Annotated in this window: 17 protein-coding genes and 1 pseudogene; 8 read left to right on the plus strand and 10 right to left on the minus strand. The window is 62.6% G+C overall.

The window, feature by feature from the left end; translation table 11 throughout:
* Nucleotides 1-48 precede the first annotated feature (48 nt).
* Nucleotides 49-789 (plus strand): peptide-methionine (S)-S-oxide reductase MsrA, encoded by a 741-nt coding sequence (msrA, locus tag B0G80_RS41610; RefSeq protein WP_116123327.1) that lies wholly within the window; start codon nucleotides 49-51, stop codon nucleotides 787-789.
* Between the two features lie 1420 nt (nucleotides 790-2209).
* Here msrA and B0G80_RS47580 read toward each other — a convergent pair.
* Nucleotides 2210-2461, minus strand: coding sequence for a hypothetical protein (locus tag B0G80_RS47580; protein ID WP_258879184.1), 252 nt, complete (start codon nucleotides 2459-2461; stop codon nucleotides 2210-2212).
* 268 nt (nucleotides 2462-2729) lie between these two features.
* On the opposite strand from B0G80_RS47580, the gene B0G80_RS41615 reads away from it, so the two are divergent.
* Entirely contained in the window at nucleotides 2730-4499 is a 1770-nt protein-coding gene (locus B0G80_RS41615) for a hypothetical protein (protein WP_258879185.1), read from the plus strand.
* Nucleotides 4500-4797: 298 nt separating this feature from the next.
* Here B0G80_RS41615 and B0G80_RS41620 read toward each other — a convergent pair.
* Nucleotides 4798-5017 (minus strand): annotated as a pseudogene (locus B0G80_RS41620) (MerR family transcriptional regulator); the annotation flags it as partial.
* A 139-nt stretch (nucleotides 5018-5156) separates the two neighbouring features.
* Here B0G80_RS41620 and B0G80_RS41625 point away from each other — a divergent pair.
* The 3 genes from B0G80_RS41625 (at nucleotide 5157) to B0G80_RS41635 (ending at nucleotide 8623) form a co-directional block, all read left to right on the plus strand.
* Nucleotides 5157-5831, plus strand: a complete 675-nt coding sequence (locus B0G80_RS41625; protein ID WP_116123329.1) for an HAD family hydrolase — start codon at nucleotides 5157-5159, stop codon at nucleotides 5829-5831.
* A 369-nt stretch (nucleotides 5832-6200) separates the two neighbouring features.
* Entirely contained in the window at nucleotides 6201-7163 is a 963-nt protein-coding gene (locus B0G80_RS41630; protein ID WP_116123330.1) for a response regulator, read from the plus strand.
* A gap of 23 nt (nucleotides 7164-7186) precedes the next feature.
* Nucleotides 7187-8623, plus strand: coding sequence for a sensor histidine kinase (locus tag B0G80_RS41635; RefSeq protein ID WP_116123331.1), 1437 nt, complete (start codon nucleotides 7187-7189; stop codon nucleotides 8621-8623).
* Nucleotides 8624-8692: 69 nt separating this feature from the next.
* Here the strand turns inward: B0G80_RS41635 and B0G80_RS41640 are convergent, their stop codons facing one another.
* The 5 genes from B0G80_RS41640 to B0G80_RS41660 form a co-directional block, all read right to left on the minus strand.
* Nucleotides 8693-9658 (minus strand): alpha/beta hydrolase, encoded by a 966-nt coding sequence (locus B0G80_RS41640; protein ID WP_116123332.1) that lies wholly within the window; start codon nucleotides 9656-9658, stop codon nucleotides 8693-8695.
* Nucleotides 9651-10166, minus strand: coding sequence for a thioesterase family protein (locus tag B0G80_RS41645; RefSeq protein WP_258879186.1), 516 nt, complete (start codon nucleotides 10164-10166; stop codon nucleotides 9651-9653). The genes B0G80_RS41640 and B0G80_RS41645 overlap by 8 nt, the downstream gene beginning before the upstream one ends.
* A gap of 135 nt (nucleotides 10167-10301) precedes the next feature.
* Nucleotides 10302-11267 (minus strand): L-carnitine dehydrogenase, encoded by a 966-nt coding sequence (locus tag B0G80_RS41650; RefSeq protein ID WP_116123334.1) that lies wholly within the window; start codon nucleotides 11265-11267, stop codon nucleotides 10302-10304.
* A 78-nt stretch (nucleotides 11268-11345) separates the two neighbouring features.
* Nucleotides 11346-12275 (minus strand): 3-keto-5-aminohexanoate cleavage protein, encoded by a 930-nt coding sequence (locus tag B0G80_RS41655; protein WP_106277179.1) that lies wholly within the window; start codon nucleotides 12273-12275, stop codon nucleotides 11346-11348.
* A gap of 41 nt (nucleotides 12276-12316) precedes the next feature.
* Nucleotides 12317-13282, minus strand: coding sequence for a choline ABC transporter substrate-binding protein (locus tag B0G80_RS41660; protein ID WP_116123335.1), 966 nt, complete (start codon nucleotides 13280-13282; stop codon nucleotides 12317-12319).
* A gap of 343 nt (nucleotides 13283-13625) precedes the next feature.
* Here B0G80_RS41660 and B0G80_RS41665 point away from each other — a divergent pair, with 343 nt between their 5' ends.
* Both B0G80_RS41665 and B0G80_RS41670 read left to right on the plus strand, forming a co-directional pair.
* Nucleotides 13626-14651, plus strand: coding sequence for a GlxA family transcriptional regulator (locus B0G80_RS41665; RefSeq protein WP_116123336.1), 1026 nt, complete (start codon nucleotides 13626-13628; stop codon nucleotides 14649-14651).
* Nucleotides 14652-14760: 109 nt separating this feature from the next.
* Complete coding sequence (locus B0G80_RS41670; RefSeq protein WP_106277185.1) at nucleotides 14761-15087, plus strand: DUF4148 domain-containing protein; 327 nt, start codon at nucleotides 14761-14763, stop codon at nucleotides 15085-15087.
* A gap of 195 nt (nucleotides 15088-15282) precedes the next feature.
* On the opposite strand, the gene gabD is transcribed toward B0G80_RS41670, so the two are convergent.
* Complete coding sequence (gabD, locus tag B0G80_RS41675) at nucleotides 15283-16743, minus strand: NADP-dependent succinate-semialdehyde dehydrogenase (RefSeq protein ID WP_116123337.1); 1461 nt, start codon at nucleotides 16741-16743, stop codon at nucleotides 15283-15285.
* 10 nt (nucleotides 16744-16753) lie between these two features.
* A complete protein-coding gene (locus B0G80_RS41680; RefSeq protein ID WP_012426408.1) occupies nucleotides 16754-18037 on the minus strand; it encodes a 4-aminobutyrate--2-oxoglutarate transaminase in 1284 nt (427 codons plus the stop codon).
* 123 nt (nucleotides 18038-18160) lie between these two features.
* On the opposite strand from B0G80_RS41680, the gene B0G80_RS41685 reads away from it, so the two are divergent.
* A complete protein-coding gene (locus B0G80_RS41685) occupies nucleotides 18161-19666 on the plus strand; it encodes a PLP-dependent aminotransferase family protein (protein ID WP_116123338.1) in 1506 nt (501 codons plus the stop codon).
* A gap of 18 nt (nucleotides 19667-19684) precedes the next feature.
* On the opposite strand, the gene B0G80_RS41690 is transcribed toward B0G80_RS41685, so the two are convergent.
* Nucleotides 19685-20257 (minus strand): PIN domain-containing protein, encoded by a 573-nt coding sequence (locus B0G80_RS41690; protein WP_116123339.1) that lies wholly within the window; start codon nucleotides 20255-20257, stop codon nucleotides 19685-19687.
* Nucleotides 20258-20260 lie beyond the last annotated feature (3 nt).

Raw genomic sequence — 20260 nt, forward strand, 5'->3', positions numbered from 1 at the left:
CCGACGCAAGTGGCTCGACTCAACTCTTACTGACCTCAAGGACTGACCATGCGTACGATATCCACCAGCACAGCGTCACTGCGGAAGCGTTTCTCCGTCACGCGAATCATGGGCCTCGTCGTTGTTGCTCTGGGCGCCGTGGCCGCGCAACACGTCGCGCATTCCGCTGAAGCCGCCACGAAGATTCCCGCGCCCGTACAGGACGAGAAAGCTGCCGCGACGCATAGCGAAACGGCGGTGTTCGCCGGCGGCTGCTTCTGGGGCGTGCAAGGCGTGTTCGAACATGTGCGCGGCGTGAAGCAAGTCGCCTCGGGTTACACCGGCGGGGCGGCATCCACGGCGGAATACGAAACTGTCAGCCAAGGTGATACAGGACACGCGGAGTCGGTGCAGATCACCTACGATCCGACGCAGATCACGTATGGCCGCTTGCTGCAGATATTCTTCTCGGTCGCGCACAATCCTACCGAGTTGGACTATCAGGGCCCCGACCACGGCACGCAATATCGTTCAGCGATTTTTCCGGTGAATGCGGCGCAGCGCGGCATCGCGCAGTCGTATATCGCGCAGCTCGATAACGCTCATGTGTTTTCGGCCAAAGTTGTGACGCGCGTCGAAGACTTCAAGGGCTTTTATCCGGCGGAAAGCTATCATCAGAACTTCCTCGCATTGCATCCCGACTATCCGTACATTGCGATCAACGATCTGCCGAAAGTAACCGATCTGAAGCGGATGTTCCCGGATCTGTATCGTAACGATCCGGTGTTGTTCGCGACAGCGTCGCGGTAGGGTGTGGGCTGATGCGCCGCCACGGCCGTAGCCGTGGCGGCATGCGGTGCATTGATGGGAAGTAGTGGTTGAGCCGACACGCGCACGGCCGGATGCTTCCATCCTGATGCAGCCGTCTGCTGTGCGATATGCTCAAGCTTTGTGAGTTGGGTAATGCTTGCTTGCGCATCACTTGCCGGCGGCGCTTGGTCGCGCAGACGCTGCGTTGATCTTCGCTGGCGGCGGCGAAATCGACTCTCTACGGCACGCGGAGATAGTTCGTGATGCGAAGTAACCACTAGCCGCAGACGCCTCGATCTTTGCGTTCCGCTTGTTCCTCGCGGGCTGATTTTCCGATATGAGGATGCGACACCATTTCTGCATGACATTCAAATTATCGGTTTATGGTCAGCTAGCCGTCCCCGTAAGTGCGCGAATATTTGTATTACGATTATAAAAAATTGCACAATCCCAGGCCCGCCTCCAGAAAGTGCCGTTAACCTCCTGACAAATCAAACAATTGCGTTTTACTCGCTGCGGCGAGGCAGAGCTTTTCCATTCCTCTTCTTTTGGAAAAGCTTCAGACGATTCCGATTGCGTTCCTTTGCAATTGTCACTTATCACCCTTGGAACCGGACACGTTACGCGGATGAAACGTTTATAATTCGTCTGCCCAAAGGTTCTGTAACTAATACCGGGAAGATGGGTCGAGCTCAACGCGTCTGTAACAGTTACAGATGGGTTGCTGCGCTGCGGCAAGTGCTGTTGTGGGCCAAGCGGCCTGGTGAATCATGGGTTTTTCGATGGCAAACCTGATTCGCGACGCAAGGGCGCAACTCGACCACTGTCGAACCGGCGGGTTCACGCCAATAATTTGCGGTCAACGGTGAACGAAAAAAATGATATTAATTTTTCGTCATCCTGAATTTTTTAAGCCGTGCATATTGGTGTGAAATTTGTTGATCAAACTGAGGTGCGCTGATCCGTCAGTGTGAGCCTCGCCAGATGTTCGCGTCGCGTCGGCGGCATGCATTGATCCTCGTCACGTTTGCCCGGTCATGCGATCGGCGGGATTCTCCATGCCGGTGTCGACTACATCTTTCACGCAATCGGTGCGCGTTGCGCTCGAAAGCCGCTGTTGAAGATATCGATGTAGTCATTGTTGCGATTGTCGAATGATCGTCTTGCAATGCAATAGTAAGGATGACGTAATAAATAGAATGTTCGCCCGACGCTGGGAAAACATTTCGACTCGGCCGCTGTTCGGTGAAGTCGGAATGCGAGCGGAAGGCAGCGCGTCCGTCAGCGGATAGCGGCACATCAAAGCTTCATCAGCAACGAACGCGGTCAGCGCGTTCTCAGATTCACCTCTCTCTGGACTCAATAACGTCAAGGCGGGACGACTGATCGATCTTGCTGGCTTCTCGGGGGCAACCTGCTTTTAGCGAAACATACGGACAATGACGAGATACTTGAAACTATTGGGTGTTGCATCAGCAACAGTGTTGGCATCGTTTGCCGCGGAAAGCGCGCAGGCCCAGGCAAGCACCATCACGGTCTCCGGGCAGCAATACAAGTTGTGCGCGCAGGAGAACGGCAAGTGCTCGTTCCTTGGCACGGGCTCGGTGGTATTCGGTGCGGTCCCGCCCACGTCGCCGTCGGTGATGTTGAGCGTGCCGCGTACGTTCAGCAACGGCGTCGGCTGTTATGTCGGCGCCGTTTCGCAGTCCGACCCCGCGTACGGATATGGCAAGTCATGCTGGGTTAAAGCGGTTGCGGCAACGCCGACTCCGGCTCCTACCCCGACGCCCGCGCCGACGCCGACTCCCACGCCGACGCCGACTCCCACGCCGACGCCGACGCCAACTCCCACGCCGACCCCGACTCCCACACCAACTCCGACACCCACTCCGACTCCAACTCCGAGCCCAACGCCGTCCCCCACGCCCGGCAGTTCGGCCATGTCATGCAGCACGCCGACGCAAACGGCCGGTGGAACCGCGAACGGCGTGATCAGCGCCGACACGCCGACCACCGACGGTCTGCGCGTGTTCCAGAACAACGCTTCCTTCAAGCTGACGATCACCACGAACGCGCCGAGCGCGGATACCGTCGTTTGGTCCGTCGCGGATTCCAATGGCGCGATCAAGACGCAAGGCAGTTTTGCGGTCAAGGCCGGCGTACAAACCAGCACCATTCCGTGTACGTCGACGTGGTCAGGCTATGGCGCACTCACCGCCACTCTGCGTTCGAACGGCGGCACGTTGCCGAGAAGCGGCACGCGTCCGGTCGGCATCGCCACCTTCGGTGTGTTGCCGAACCTCAGTTCGGTACTGGGCACCGTGACATACGCGCACCAGGATCAGCACCGCTTCGGTATGCAGGGCTTCAACGGCAACATCGCCGCGCTGCACGCGGTGGGTATCTCGTGGACGATCGACGATCGTCAGGTTTCAGCCATGGAACCCAACGGCCCCAACACGTACACGCCCAACGTGAACGACCTCGATCCGTTCTACAAGACCAATCCTGACCAGATGCGTATCGTGCGTCTGGATGGACTGCCGGCGTGGGACTCGAAGACCGGCCAGTTCAACGACAGCTATTACGCGCCGTCGAACATGCCTGAATTCAAGACCTTCATGAGCAAGGTCGGCACCGATACGAGTCTGATCCGCGCTGCCAACTACCCGAATCAGCAAAAGAACTACTATCAGGTAACGTGGGAGCCGAGCCTCGGCTGGGCGGATAGCGACGCGAACTTCGTCGCCATGTACAAGGCTGCCTACGAGGGCATTCACTCGACCGATCCGAATGCGGTCGTGATGGGCACCGGCAATCCGTTTGCTTCCAATTGCGATACCTGTACGACGGGCTATCTGCAGAAATTCGGCGCGCTCGGTCTGTGGAATTACATCGATGCGGTCGCAACGCACGGCTACTGGAATGCGGGCACGTACCCGGCTCATCCGCCCGAACTGCAGGATTCCGATCCGAGCACGGCGAACCAGGCCAACGCGCTCGACAACCAGATGGCGCAGCTGCGTTCAGTCATGCAGGCCGGCAAGCCGAACATGAAGCTCTTCTTCACGGAAGCCGGCGTGAGCTACGACCCGGGCCTCAACTACGGTCCGAATGTGCCGTCGCAGAACCAGTTGTTCGCGCATGCCGCAGTCGGCGTGCGAGCACACATCATCGTGCTCGGCGGCGGTGCGCAGGTAACGACGCTGTTCTACGGTCCGGACTATCCGGGCGAAGTGGGATACGGCTCGTTCTTCGACCTGAACAACGCACAAGGCGCGTTCGGTGCGGCCAACCTTTCGCCGAAGCCCGAAGCGATGGCCTTCGCAACGATGACGCGCGTTCTCGACGGCACGAATACGCTGGGCCGCATCAAGGGCGCGCCTGCTGGAGTCTTCGCCTATGGGTTTCAGCAACTGGGCAACGGCAAGGTCGTGACCGCCGCGTGGACGCACAACAATGCGCAGTGGCCGGCAAGCAACGGCACGTATAGCCAGAGCTATTCGACGAGCTATTCGCTCCAGGTCGACAACGCCGGCACGTCGGGCAATGTGACGAAGATCGACGGTTACGGCAATGTCAGCACGGTGGCCTACACCAACGGTCAGGTCGCGCTGACGCTCACCGAAGTGCCGCAGTACATCGTGTCGAACAACGCCACGGTTGCCAAGGCCAATGCGACTGTTCCGCTCGGTTACACGGGGCAGTGACTGGCTCAATGAGCAGCTAGATAAGCGCGTCAACAAGCAGACTAATAAGCGCTGAAAAAAGATCGACGCGCCGCCGATATCAACGGCGGCGCGTCGATTACGCATTGTTGCCACGTCGGCGACGGCGCGCAATGTAACCATTGCGCGCCGTCGTCGATCGTACGCACTAAATCCACCCGCACTCGCGACGCCTGGACACGGAGAGCGCGGCCCGCGCCGCGCCGTTCTCTGCCGCTCGCAACCCCTACCGCTGCGCGTTCGAAACCTCAACGCGCCTATTCGTGAAGAACCCGCGTCCGGCGACGATCGACACCCACGGCGTCTCCGGCTGCGTCAGCCAGGTCTGAATCTCGGCGAGCGCGAGTCCGAAACGGCGCAGCGCCCGGATCTGGTGAAGCCGGGCGGCAGCCGTTCCCAGCACGCGCCGAAGGCGTGAGCAATCCGATTGCGTCGTAATGGTGAAGCGTGCGGCCATTCAGTCCGCTGCGCCTCGCAAGCTCTTCCACTTTCAACAGCAATCGCCTCCAGTCAGTGTGCACATTGGAGGTTAGGACCTTACGTTATGTGAGGGTCAAGGCGAATCGAGGCGGGATTCGCGCGACCGGCGAACCTCGGACATGGCATATTGGCGAAGCCAGTCATCAACAGGAGCACACCATGCGAATCCAGACCTCTTTCCTCTTCGATCTCGACGGGACGCTCGTCGACAGCGTCTACCAGCACGTGCTGGCCTGGAAGGAAGCGCTCGACAGCGAAGGCATTCCCTTGTCGGTCTGGCGAATTCACCGCAAGATCGGCATGAGCGGCGGCCTCTTCACCGATCAGCTTCTGCGGGAAACGCACGGCGAAATCAGCGCCGACCGGGTCGAGCGTCTTCGTGAAGCTCACGCCGCCGCCTATCAGCGATTGCGCGCGCAGGTGTGTCCGCTGCCGGGCGCGCGGGCGTTGCTCGACGCGCTGACGCAGGCGGGAACACCTTGGGCCGTGGCGACCAGCGGCCGCATGGAGACGGCGGCGCTCAATCTGGAGGCGCTCGGTGTCGATCCCGCGAAGGCCGTGGTCGTCACGCGCGACGACGTCAAATATGCAAAGCCGGATCCGGACCTGTTCATCGCCGCGGCCGGGCGGCTCGGCGTACAGGTCGAAAACACGGTGGTGGTGGGCGACAGCATCTGGGACATGCTGGCGGCGCGGCGCTGCCGGGCGCTGGGTGTGGGCTTGCTGTCGGGCGGGTACGGCACGGAGGAACTCGAGCGCGCCGGCGCGTTGCGGGTCTACGACGATCCGGCCGATCTGCTGGAACATCTGGACGAGGTGGCGTCGCGGCCATAAAGGTGGCCTCTAGTTGCAGATTGCCCAGAACGCATAGGCGCCGCCGTTGATCGCCGCGACGACTTCACGCGATCGATGCCAGGGGCCTGTACTATATTGTTCAGCGGAAAACCGCCTTGGCGACCGGCGTGAGAGAATCCTGCCCATAAGCAGGTGCCAAGCGCGCCGGAATGGTCCATATGCGACCATGCGGGATCCGGAAGCAGCAAAATATATGACGCTCCAATGGGGCCGATGGCCGAGGCAGCGGGGCCCCATGTACTCGGGGATCCGCCGCGCCGCAAAGTGCCGCGCGGGTTGTTTGTGACCCACGGCCGGCGGTCTGCCGCGGTTGTCCTCCAGAGGGGGCGTGACGAACCACGTGAAACCATGAACAATTTTATTCGACCACCTGTTCTCCATCCGTCGACGGTTGTTTTCGTGGATGACAACGACAGCTATCTCGACGCGCTGCGGCGCTTCTTTCCGGATAGCGCCACCAATCTGTTTTTTACGCGGCCTCAAACCGCGCTTGCGTTCATTCGTCAGCACGCTCGCAAGAATTCGCTGGAGTTTGCGCCGGCGTCGGCATGCGTGAGCGAGACGGGTTTTGAGCGCTACATGGAAACCGCGGCGGAACGGGATATCCTGGCCCGCGGCTCCCGTTTCGCGGAAGTCGCGGCCGTAGTGGTGGATTTCGACATGCCGGGCATGAACGGCGTGGAATTCCTCTCGTCCATCTCCAATCTGCGTTGCGCGAAAGTGCTGCTGACCGGGGTCGCGGACGAAACCGTCGCGGTCAAAGCTTTCAATGCGGGCATCGTCGATTTATACCTCAGAAAAACGGATACCGACTCCGCCAACCGGCTGGCCCATTTCCTGACGGACGCCAAGGCCAGGCACTGTTCGGAAGGCGGCTGGCTCGCGTTGGGCGAGAACGGCCTGACGTATTGCGACCCGCGAACGCGTAAGGTCATCGACGAGGTGGTCGCCGCGAACGGTATCGTCGAGTATTACTGGCGCCCGGAGCAGGACGCCATTCTGATGTTCGATCGCGCCGGCAATCCGAGCGTTTTCGTCGCGTGGGCCGAGCACGACTGGATCTCGCAGGGCGAAATCGTCGCGGACGAGGACGGCCCGGCCGACCTTCTCAAGCAAATGGCGGTGCGCGAGGTGATGCCGATTTTCTGGCCGAACCTGGCCTACCGCTCCGGCATGACCGTCAAGACGCTGACGCCGCAAACCATTCCGGGCTGGGACGACGTTTTCTATTGCTGGACCCCGATCGACAGGACCGACGTGGGCATGGACCTGATGACGTTCGCGCAATGGCGGAAGGAACGGACTCGCTAAAGTCTGCCGGGACGTCAAGCCACATGTACGCCATTCCGACTGCCTGCGTGTCCGCGATGTTCGTGGTGTTCGGCCTATACGTCCTGATTACGCAAGGCGCGACGCGTTTGTTCACGCCGTTCATCCTGATGTGCGTCTCGACCTTCGCGTGGCAAGGCGCATGGACGCTGCTGTTTCAGACAGACAACCCACACACCGCGGACCTGCTGGTCAGGGGCGGGTATCTCTTCATTCTTTTTTTACCCACAACGTTCTACCACTTCGTGACGGAAGTGGCGGCGCAGCGCCGGGAACGGCCGATATTGCTCGCGTCGTACGGGCTGTGTTTCGTCCTCGCGGTCCTGCTGCCAGGCAACGAAGTGGTGGCGGGCTACCGGCATTTCTTCTTCGGCTACTATCCGGTCGCCGGCCCGCTGCATCCCGTGCACGTGGTGCAGACCGTGTTGCTGGCCGGCCGCAGCGCTCAGCTTCTGCTCGCCGCGCGCCAGAAGGCGGAGGGCGACGCGCGGCGGCGCCTCGATCTGTGTCTGGCGAGCCTTTGCCTGTACTCGTTCGCCGCGATGGATTACGCGGTCAATTACGGCTTCGGGTTTTATCCGCCGGGCGTCCTGTTCATCGGCCTGAGCCTCGGGCTGCTGGCAATCACCATCGTGCGCTATCACCTGATTCACCCGTATGCGGTGGCGGCGACGATCGCGCATGAAATTTCGACGCCGCTCGCCACCATCGGAATGCACGCCGACGAAATCGCCAGCGTTTGGGGGCACGTGTTCAAAGGGTATCGAACAGCTGTGACGCACGGGCTGTATGACGATCACGACGAGTCCGGACAGTCCGAACGCATCGGCCAGCTGGCAACGGCAATCCGGCGCGAAGTCTCCGGCACCAGCGCGATGGTCGAAATGGCGCTCGCGTCTTTCACGCTAGATCGTCTGGACCGCGGCGACTTCAGCCGGCATTCCGTGTATCAGTGCGTGATGTCGGCGCTGGAACGGTATCCGTTCAGCGGCCGCGAGCGTGAACTTGTCACGGTAAAACCCATCGATCCCGCCATGTCGTTTTCGGGCTCGGATACGGTCGTGGTTTTCGTGCTGTTCAATCTGCTGAAAAACGCGTTGTATGCCATTCGCGTGGGCGGCGATGGCGACATCACGATCAGTGCTGTTCAGGATCGGGACTTCTGCGTGCTGCAATTCCGCGACACCGGGCCGGGCATTGCGCCCGACGTCCTGCCCTATATCTTCGACGCCTTCTTCACGACCAAGCGGCACGGCAGCGGCGCGGGCATGGGACTCGCGTTCTGCCGTCGCGCGACGGAACTGCTGGGCGGAAGCATTGAGTGCAGTTCGACACGCGGCGTCCACACGACCTTCACCGTGCGGTTGCCGGCGCCGGACACGCCCGCCGATCGCGCATTGCGCAAGACACCGGCGCGTTCGCCTCGCCGAAGTCAGAGCTGACAGGCAGCTCACAGGTTGAAAGCGGTGGCCGTAGCGGCTGATTATCCGGCGGCCTGAACCGGAGAGGCGCTAACGACCGGCAGCCGCCGACGCTTGCGTCGCATGGGCGGACAGAAAACGGCACACTTCCTCGTGCAGTTTCTGTACGCCAGGGCTCGATTCGATGGCGCGCCAGCACCCATGCACGAGCCCAGCGCCGATCAGAAGCGTCGCCTCGCCGCCAGCCGCGCTAATACGCTCGGCAAACACGCGCGCGTCGTCCCTCAACGGATCATGTTCAACGCCGATCGCCAGCGTCGGCGGCAGGCCGTCGTAACGTGTTGCATCGAGCGGGATCGTCCACGCGGGGTAGGGCGGGTGGGTGCCCCAATACAGATCGCGGAACGCATGAACGTCGGTTAGCGTGAGCATCGGCGCGTGCGCTTCGCTTTCGCGCGCGGGGGACTGCGGCTCGGTGCCGAGCATCGGATAAACCAGCACAAGACCGCTTATGCCTTGCACCGCTTCGTCGCGCAGCCGCATCGCCACGCTGGCCGCGAGCGTGGCGCCGGCGCTGTCGCCCGCCAGTTGCAGCGGAGCGCCGGCACGCAGATCGAACGGCAAGCGCCCTGCCAAAGCGGCGAGCGTCACCTCCATGCAATCGTCATGCGCGGCCGGCGCGGGGTGTTCGGGAGCCAGCCGGTAGTCGACCGCGATCACGTCGAGACCGGCGTCCGCGGCAAGGCGTGCGGTTACGAGCTGATGACTATCCAGCGAGCCGAGCACGAAGCCGCCGCCGTGAAAGTACAGCACCGCGCCACGCGCCGCCTCATGATGCGTTGCGCGGTTCCGGTATAGCCGCAGCGCGATCGAATGGCCCGCGCCGGTTTGGAAGTCGCCGTCTTGAGTCACGACTTCATCGGGCAGCGCGGGTGTGACCGCCGCCGCATACTCGTCGTAGATCTTGCGCTGTTCAGCCGGCGTCAACCAAGTCGAATGCCCCGGATAAATCGCGGCGGCTCTTTCGATGAACGCGGCCATTTCCGCTTCAAGCATGTTCACTCCCACTCTGCTTCGTTTTCGCCGGCAAGCCGATCACGCGGCCGGCAAAGGCGGCGGGCGGCAGTGCGGCATGCGCGTCGGCCAATGCCCGCACACGCGCCGCGACATCCGGATCGAACGCGGCGGCGCGTGGGCCGCCGGTATCAACATGCAGCAACATCTGCTCGCCGGCCGCCACCGGTTCGCCGCCGTCGCCGGCGAACATCTCGAGGTACAGATGCAGCCGCTTCGCATCGTGCCCGAGCACGCGCATGTCGACGCGCACCTGCGTGCCTTCCTTGATCTCGTGCAGATAGTTGATATGGGCTTCAAGCGTGTAGATCGAGCGCCGGCGTTCTTTGCGCACGGCGTCCGGCAAACCGATCAGGCCGATCAGGGCGTCAGTCGCGAAGCTGAAGATCAGCATGTAGAACGCGTCGCGCAGATGGCCGTTGTAATCGACCCAATCGGCGCGCACCGTGTCGCGATAGCCTGGTAGGGCAATGGGTTGCGGCGTCGGCAAAATCGTCTCCCTCATTTGTGTCAAAGGTGGCGGCTGCGCGCGGGCTTTCCGCCGCCGCTGTGCCCGGCGATCTTTGCGCGCTTCCGCCGCCCGTTCCGCGGCAGCAGGTGCTTCCGCACCTCCACGCGCTCGCCCTCAGTCAGCCGGCAGCAAGCCATGCCGCGCCTTCGCCTCCGCAATCGCCGCCAGCACGCTTGTAATGCAATCGTCGCGGTAACGTTCGAGCTGTTTGATCGAGCGCGGCCCGACCTGCTCGGCGGTGCCGTCCACGACCCGGTCGATCAGTTCATCCGTCAGCTTCGGCGCCACCAGTTTAGTCCAGGGCAACTCCAGCGCGGGTCCGAATTGCTGCATGAAATGGCGCATGCCCGCGTCGCCGCCCGCCAGCGTGTACGTCAGGAACGTGCCCATGAACGACCAGCGGATGCCCGCGCCGAAGCGGATCGCGTCGTCGATTTCGCCGGTGGTCGCCACGCCCTCGTTGACCAGATGCAAGGCCTCGCGCCACAGCGCTTCCAGCAGACGGTCGGCGATGAAGCCCGGCACTTCCTTGCGAACCCGCAGCGGTCGCATCGACAGCGCACGATACACCTCCAGCGCGGCGTCGATGGTTTCCGGCGCGGTGCTTGCGCCGCCCAGCACTTCGACGAGCGGCAGCAGATACACCGGATTGAACGGATGCCCGACGATGCAACGCTGCGGATTCACAGCCCGTGCATAAAAATCGCTCGGCAACAGGCCCGACGTCGATGAGGCGATGATCGCATCCGGCTTTGCCGCGCGGCTGATCTGTTCGTGCAGCGAGAGCTTCAATGCCTCGCGCTCAGGCGCGCTTTCCTGAATGAAATCCGCCTGCCCGACGCAGGCTTCGATCGTATCGACGAAACGTAATCGCTCCGGCGACGCGCCCGCAGCGAGCCCTACGCGCTGCAACGCCGGCCACGCGTTCGCGACGTTTTCGCGCAACTGCTTCTCCGCGCCCGGCGCCGGGTCCCACGCGATGACGTCAAGCCCGTGCGCGAGCGCGCGCGACACCCAGCCGCTGCCGATCACGCCCACGCCGATTGCCGCGAATGTTTTGATATCGACGATCACTGCCATTGCTGATGTTTCCTTTGCCTGTGTGTTGTCTGGTTTCGAAGCGAGTTGCGTCGAGCCGGGTGAATCAAGCCGGGTGAATCAGGCGTACTGTCCCGCTGCACGCCGCTCCAACTGACGTTCGCCACGTGCGGGCAGACCGAGCTTGCGGCGTCCTTCGGCGGGTGTCAGCGCGCGCGCGCCGAGCCGTTCGATAATTTCGACCGCGCGCTGCACCAGCGTGCCGTTGGTTGCAGGCACACCTTTGTCGAGCCAGATGTTGTCTTCGAGGCCGACGCGCACGTGGCCGCCGAGCAGCATCGCCTGCGCGACCATCGGCATCTGCATGCGGCCGATGCCGAAGCCCGCCCATTGCGCGCCGGGCGGCAAATTGTCGGCCATCGCTTTCATGGTGGTGGTGTCGGCGGGCGCGCCCCAGGGAATGCCGAGGCAGATCTGAAATAGCGGCGGCGCGTCGAGCAGTCCTTCCTTGAGCAATTGCTTTGCGAACCACAAATGCCCGGTATCGAAGATCTCCAGTTCGGGCTTCACGCCGAGTTCCTGGATGCGCCGCGCGCCGGCCCGTAACTGTGCGGGCGTCGACACATAGATGTAGTCGCCGTCGCCGAAATTCAGCGTGCCGCAATCGAGCGTGCAGATTTCCGGCAGCAGTTCCTCGACATGCGCGAGGCGCGTGAGGCCGCCTACCAGATCCGTGTTCGCGCCGAAGCGCATCGGGTCTTCGCCCGGACCGATCTCCAGATCGCCGCCCATGCCGGCTGTCAGGTTAATGATCACGTCCGTGCCCGACGAGCGGATGCGGTCGACCACTTCGCGATACAGCTGCGGATCGCGGCTGCCGCGTCCGGTTTTCGGATCGCGCACATGGCAGTGCGCAACGGTCGCGCCGGCCTTCGCGGCTTCGATGGCGGCCTCGGCAATCTGCTTCGGCGTGACGGGAATGGCCGGATGCTTGCCGACGGTATCGCCTGCGCCGGTGACCGCGCAGGTCACGATGACTTCATGATTCATGCGAGCTGGTTCCTGTGGATTGATATGCGCGACATTCGCGATCAAAGACCCAGATAGGCCTTGACCGCGGGCAAGCCATCCTTGCCGTCGTAGGTCTTCACGCCGGCAAGCCAGGCATCGAGTACCTGCGGGTTTTTCTTCAGATACGCCTTGGCGGCGTCGGCGGGCTTTTCCTTGTTCATGACCGATTGCATCACCACGTTTTCGAGCTGCGTCGAAAAGCGCAGATTGCTCACGAGCTTGCCCGCGTTCGGGCAGCGCGTCAGAAAGTCGGGGGACGTCAGCGTATAAACGCGTGCCTCGCCGTCGTTCGGGCCGAATACGCCGTCGCTGCCGGTGAGGTATTTCATGTCGATCTGGATGTTCATCGGATGCGGTTCCCAGCCTAGAAAGACCACCCATTTCTTCTCGCGGATCGCGCGATCGACCGAGACCAGCATGCCTGCTTCACTCGATTCGATCAGCTTGAAGCCGCCGAGGCCGAACTGATTGTTGGCGATCATCTTCAGGATCGCCGCGTTCGCGCTGCTGCCGGGCTCGATGCCGTAGATCTTGCCGTCGAGCTGATCGCGGTGTTTGGCGATGTCGGCGAAGGTCTTCAAGCCCGCGTCGTATTCATAGCTCGGCACGGCGAAGGTGGCCTTGGCGCCGGTCAGGTTGGGCGGCTGCAGCACCTGGATCGATTTCGAATCGACGAACGGCGCGATTGCCTTTTCCTGCACCGGCCACCAATAGCCGAGCGACACGTCGAGCTGTTTGCTCTTCAGGCCCGCGAACGAGATGGGCACGGAGGCGACGGTCGTCACCGGCTGATAGCCGAGCCCTTCGAACACGGTCGAGGCGAGCGCGGTGGTCGAGGTAATGTCGGTCCAGCCAATATCGGCGAAGTGCACCGCGCGGCAGGCGGCGGGATCCTGGGCAAACGCGGGTAGCGCGGTAACAGCGGCGCCGACGGCCGCCGCGAGACACGCAAGACGGGCAAGCAGGGGTTTGATGCGCAACTTCATGACGTTCCCTCTTCTGACTCGGGTGACAACGTGTTTCGAACCGGGCCGCTTCGCCTGAGCGAACGACATGAAGCGAAGCGGCCCCCGGACATGCGATACCGCTTGTGTGATGCCTGAACTGCACGAATGACGTAACGTTAATGCCCCATATTCCAGCCAAAGCGACCGCCAGCGACCGGTTCTTGCTCCCACGCGACCATGAGGGAAAACCTGTGCCGCGCACGTTGCGATGCAACATCGGCTTAGCGCGAATTTTGGCGTGCCTTGCCGGCTTGGCTGCTGCTTGCTACGCTCGCCGGGAACCCGCGTCCGCCTGCGTTTTTCCTGATCGAGTCCGAGCACGATGCCCGAAGATATGTCGTTCCTGTTGCTGCCGGGCTTTTCGGCGATCGGTTTCATGTCGGCAGTGGAGCCTTTGCGCGTGGCGAACCGCTTTCGCGGCGATCTGTACCGCTGGCGCATTCTGAGTCTCGACGGCGCGCCGGTGGCCGCCAGCAACGGCATTTCAATCAACGCGGATGCGGCCATCGGCGACGTCGATGCGGTGCGCACGCTCTTCGTCGTCGCGGGCTTCGAGCCGCTCGCCTGCTACACGCGCGTGCTGGGCGATTGTCTGAAGCGCCTCGCGCGCGCGGGCGCGACGCTCGGCGGTATCGACACCGGCAGCTTCGTGCTCGCGGAAGCCGGGCTCCTCGGCGGCGCGGATAGCGTGACCGTGCACTGGGAAGCGCTGTCGGCATTCCGCGAGCGCTATCCGTCGCTCGATGCGAGCCAGGAGCTGTTCGAAATCGGAGCGCGGCGCATTACATGCGCGGGCGGCACGGCGTCGATCGACATGATGCTCGACCTGATCGGCCGCGAGCATGGCGCCGCGCTGGCCTCGGCCGTCTCGGAGCAATTCGTGGTGAGCCGTATCCGGCAGCGTTCGGACCATCAGCGCATGGAGGTCGCGGCGCGCTACGGCGTGCACAACCGCAAGCTGATTCAGGTGATCGGCGTGATGGAACAGCATATGGAGGAGCCGCTCACGCCGGACCAGCTCGCGCGGGAAATCGGCGTTACGCGGCGGCAACTGGAGCGGCTGTTCTGCGCGTCCCTGAAGGACACGCCAACGCATTTCTATCAGCAGTTGCGCCTCACGCGTGCGCGCGAATTGCTGCAACAGACCGACATGTCGATTACGTCGATTTGCGTGGCATGCGGATTCGAATCGCCTTCGCATTTTTCGCGGACCTACCGCGCGCGTTTCGGGGCGAGCCCGAGAAGCGACCGGCAAGGGACGGGCGGCCGAAACGCCGGTGAACTGGCGCCGTCGCCGGGGCAAAACCTTGTGTCCGCGCCCCAGTTATCCCATTTATCGCAACAGTGAATTCGACGATTGGGGGTTTACCCTATATGCATTGACTCCTAGACTGCCTCCATACGCTGCAGACACAGGTTCGCAGCATGGCAAAAAACAATCTCTGGAGGTAGGTGTCATGAAATCCCTGATCGAAGCTGTTGTTATCGCCGCGCTCATTTCCGCTCCGCTCGCCGCTTTTGCTCAATCGAATCAGCCGGTTACTCGTGCTCAAGTGCGCGCCGAACTGATCCAGCTGGAAAAGGCCGGCTACAACCCGGCCACCGCGAACGACGAAGAATATCCGTCCAACATTCAGGCTGCGGAAGCGCGCGTCGCCGCGCAAAAGAGCGCTGCCCAGACAAGCGGTTACGGTTCGGCCACCAATGGTTCGTCGCAGGCAGGCAGCCGTTCGGACACGACGAACAGTTCGTACTCGGCTCCGGTTGTGAACTACGGTCGTTAATCGATGGCGTAGAGTGTAGAAGCTGTAGCAGGGCGCTGAATCGTCGTGATCTCCCAGCGCCTATAAACGGCCTGACACTGCAAGAGCGGCCGCTGCCACTACACAGCGCGTCTGTATCAACCGGGCCAACGAAAAACGGCCACGTCAGACATGCCGACGTGGCCGTTTTTCACTTTGTCACTTCCAGCTTCGCGTTCAGATCCCGCCGACGCACATGTACTTGATCACCACGTAATCGTCGATGCCGTAGTGCGAGCCTTCGCGTCCCAGGCCCGATTGCTTGACGCCCCCGAACGGCGCGACTTCGTTCGAAATCAGGCCCGTGTTGATGCCGACCATGCCGTATTCCAGTGCTTCGGCGACACGCCACACGCGGCCGATATCGCGGCTATAGAAATACGACGCCAAGCCGAACTCAGTGTCGTTAGCGAGGCCGATCACTTCTTCATCCGACGAGAAGCGGAACAGCGGCGCGAGCGGTCCGAAGGTTTCATCGCGTGCGACCTTCATGGCGGGCGTGACATCGGCGAGCACGGTCGGCTCGAAGAAGCCATGACCGAGCGCATGACGCTTGCCGCCGGTGACGATGCGCGCGCCTTTGGCGAGCGCGTCTTCGATATGCGACTCGACCTTGAGCACGGCCGCTTCGTTGATGAGCGGACCTTGCGTGACGCCTTCTTCGGTGCCGCGGCCAACCTTGAGCTGTTCGACGGCGACGCGCAGTTTTTCGGCGAACGCATCGTAGACCTTGTCGTGCACGTAGAAACGGTTCGTGCATACGCAAGTCTGGCCGCTGTTGCGATACTTCGATGCAATCGCGCCGGCCACCGCGGCGTCCAGATCCGCGTCGTCGAATACGATGAACGGCGCATTGCCGCCGAGTTCGAGCGACACCTTCTTGACCGTCGGCGCGCACTGCGCCATGAGCAAACGGCCGACCGGCGTCGAGCCGGTGAACGACAGCTTGCGCACGATCGGATTGCCGGTCATTTCCGCGCCGATCGCTTTCGGCTCGCCGGTCACGACGTTGAACACGCCGCGCGGCACGCCGGCGCGTTCGGCCAGCACCGCGAGGGCGAGCGCGGAGAGCGGCGTGGCTTCAGCCGGTTTGACGATGATCGGGCAGCCCGCCGCGAGCGCCGGGCCGACCTTGCGGGTGATCATCGCGGCCGGGAAATTCCACGGCGTGATGGCCGCGCAAACGCCGATCGGCTCTTTCGTCACGACGATGCGTTTGTCGTTGGCCGGCGTCGGGATCGTGTCGCCGTTCACGCGCTTGCCTTCTTCGGCGAACCATTCGAGGAACGACGCCGCGTACTGGATTTCGCCCTTGGCTTCGGCGAGCGGCTTGCCCTGTTCCGTGGTGAGAATCGTCGCCAGGTCGTCGGCGTTCTCCATCATCAGGTCGTGCCATTTGCGCAGGATCACCGCGCGCTGCTTGGCGGTCGTGGCGCGCCATGCGGGCCACGCGGCGTTCGCCGTGTCGATGGCGCGGCGTGTCTCCATCGTGCCCATGCGCGGCACCGTTGCGATCGTTTCGCCCGTGGCGGGATTTTTCACTTCGAAGGTCGTGCCGTCGTCCGCGCCTTGCCATTCGCCCGCGATATACGCATGGCTCTTCAGCAGCGATGGGTCCTTCAAACTCAACGTGATCATGTGGGTTTCCTCAAGCTGCGACGGTGACGCTGTCCTTGATCACGTCTTCGAGAATCGCCATGGCTTCGTCGAAGACCGCGTCCTGAATCGTGAGCGGGAACAGGAAGCGCACCACGTTCGAATAGACGCCGCACACCAGCAGCAGCAAGCCGCGTTCGAGCGCGCGCGTCTGCACGCGTTTGGTGAACTCCGCGTCCGGCTCCGTGCCGCCTGCCTTGCAGAACTCGACGGCGACCATGCCGCCGGGGCCGCGCACATCGGCGATTTGCGGCACGTCGCTTTGCAGCGCGATCAGCTTGGCCTTGACGCGGTCGCCCAGCAGCGTGGCGCGTTCGCAGAGCTTTTCTTCGTCGATGATATCGAGCACCGCATGCGCGGCGGCGACCGCCAGAGGATTGCCCGCATATGTGCCGCCAAGGCCGCCAGGCGCCGCCGCGTCCATCACGTCCGCACGGCCGATCACGCCCGACAGCGGCATGCCGCCCGCGAGACTCTTGGCGACCGTCATCAGATCGGGCACCACGTCGTAATGGTGCATGGCAAACAGCTTGCCGGTGCGCGCAAAGCCCGTTTGCACTTCGTCGGCGATCAGCAGAATGCCGTGTTCGTTGCACAGCTTGCGCAAGGCGCGCACGAATTCGGCGGGCGCCGGATAAAAACCGCCTTCGCCCTGAACCGGTTCGAAGATGATCGCGGCCACGCGCTTCGGATCGATGTCGGCCTTGAAAAGGAATTCGATGGCCTTCAGCGAGTCGGCCGTGGTCACGCCGTGCAGCGGATTCGGGAACGGCGCATGGAACACGTCCGACGGGAACGGGCCAAAGCCGATCTTGTACGGCGCGACCTTGCCGGTCAGCGCCATGCCCATCAGCGTGCGGCCGTGGAACCCGCCGGTGAAGGCGATCACGCCCGGACGGCCGGTTGCGGCGCGGGCGATCTTGATGGCGTTTTCGACGGCTTCGGCGCCGGTCGTGAAGAACGCGGTCTTCTTCGGATGATCGCCCGGCGCGCGCTCGTTGAGCTTTTCAGCCAGTTCGACGTACGACGCGTACGGCACGATCTGATACGCCGTGTGGGTGAAGTGATCGAGCTGGTCGCGAATCGCGGCGAGGATCTTCGGATGACGATGGCCGGTGTTGCACACGGCGATGCCGGCGGCGAAGTCGATGAAACGGCGGCCCTCGACGTCCCACAGTTCCGCGTTTTCAGCGCGCTCGGCGTAGAAATCGCACATCACCCCGACGCCGCGCGGCGTGGCGGCGTCTTTACGGCTTTTCAGTTCTGCGTTCTTCATGGTCATCTCCTTCGCTCCTCGGTTTTTGCGGACGCCGCGCGCTTAGCGCAGCACGTGCAGCGACTATAATGAGATTTGGCTCTTAACTTCAGAGCCATTTCAATAAAAATGTAGGAGCCAATCATGCGCGCGAGCGTTTTGTCCGACTGGCTGGCTCAGCGCCTCGACCGGGGCAACGGCCAGCCGATCTATCGCCAGTTGCACCGGCTGTTGCAGCAGGCGATCCTGTCGCGCGAGTTGCCGCCGGGCAGCAAGGTGCCGTCGTCGCGGTTGCTGGCGCAGGAGTTGGGCATTGGGCGCAACACCGTCACGCAGGTGTATGAGCAGCTCGTACTCGAAGGTTATGTCAGTTCAGCGACCGGGCGCGGCACGTTTGTCGCCGACAGCGCGCCGGACGAGATCGTCGGCGTGCCCGATGCCGAGCCGCCCGCCACGCGTTCCGAGCCGGCGCCGCAGCAGGCGCGGCGCGCGCTTTCCACGCGTGGCGCGCGGTTGATCGCCGGAGCGGGGGTGTCCAAGCGGCAGTGGGGCGCCTTCATGCCTGGCGTGCCCGACGTCACGAAGTTTCCGGCGCGCGTGTGGAGCCGCCTGCACAATAAATATTGGCGGCGGCTACGCCCGGACCTGCTGACGTATGCGCCGGGCGGCGGCCTGGCTTCGCTGCGGCACGCGCTGGCCGACTATCTGCGCACCTCGCGCTCGGTGCGCTGCACGCCGGAGCAAATCATCATCACGACCGGGATTCACCAGTCCGTCGATCTGGCCGTGCGTCTGCTGTCCGACCCGGGCGACGTGATCTGGACCGAAGACCCCTGTTATTGGGGCGTGCGCAGCGTGCTGCACGTGTCCGGTCTGGAATCGCGGCCGATCGCCGTCGACGAGGAAGGCATCAATCCTTCCGCCGACGACCTCGCGCAGCCGCCGAAGCTGATGCTCGTCACGCCTTCGCACCAATACCCGCTCGGCATGGTGATGAGTCTCGCGCGGCGCCGCATGCTGCTCGAATACGCGCGGCAGAACCAGTGCTGGATCATCGAGGACGACTACGACAGCGAATACCGCTACGGCAGCCGGCCATTGGCTTCGTTGCAAGGTCTGGATACGTCGGGGCAGGTGATTTACGTGGGCAGCTTCGGCAAGACGCTGTTTCCTGGGTTGCGCATCGGCTACCTCGTGGTGCCGGAAGCGCTGGCGGAGAGCTTTGCCACGGCGAGCGCCGAGTTGTATCGCGAGGGGCAGTTGCTGCAGCAGGCGATGCTCGCGGAGTTCATCGCCGAAGGGCATTTCACGTCGCATATCCGCAAGATGCGTACGTTGTACGGGCAGCGCCGGCAGACGTTGCTGGACGCTGCCGCTCAGCGTTACGGCGACGCGTTGCCGGCGGTGGGCGGCGACGCCGGTCTGCATCTCGTGATGCAGTTGCCCGATGGCAGCGATGACCGGCGGGTCGCAGCCGCCGCGCTGGAGCGCAATATCGTCGTGCGGCCGTTGTCGGGGTATTACGCGCAGCCGTTGCTGGCGCCGTCGGGTTTGCTGATCGGATACGCGTGCGTGCCGGATGAGGAGATCGCACCGGCGTTCAACACGCTGGCCGATGCGATCGATGCGACGTTGCCGGAGTTTGTGTGAGGGGGAAGCGCGCTTTGTTCAGATAGCGATGCTATAGGGCCGAACAGCCGAAACAGTTTGCGTGAGACCGAGGCTGGCCAAAGTGTCGAGATACTCGTCGACGGACTTTGGTGGGTTTTTTAACGATTTCCTGTGCTCGGCCATTGCTCCGAGCACCTTCGCCTGGTTGAGGTCGAACAGATCGGCGATGAAGTCGTCCGGATGTTGCGCGGTTACGTTGAACGTACTCAAGGCGGCGGCAGGAAAGTCTCTTAGATTGAACGTAACAATAAGCTCGGCCCCGCAATGGACCGCGGCGGCGACGACGTGTGCATCAGTGGGGTCCGGCAACTCGATAGCCGCTATCAAATGCTCGAAGTTTTCGACCAGTGCATCGCGAACATGGGCGTCCATGAGTTCGCGAACGCGATAGATTTTGGCGCGATCCAGGTCCGGACGGTTTGCGATCAGGTTGCGTACCCATTCGTCATGGATAGCGCGAGTCCAACGCGCGCGGTAGAGATCAGTCAGCGCCAGACGCATCAACAGGTCACGCAATGGTTGGGAGTACAGAACGCAAGCGTCGTAGACAGCGGTGAAATGTGACGACATCGG

This window comes from Paraburkholderia sp. BL6669N2, from assembly GCF_003387275.1.
GTDB lineage: Bacteria > Pseudomonadota > Gammaproteobacteria > Burkholderiales > Burkholderiaceae > Paraburkholderia.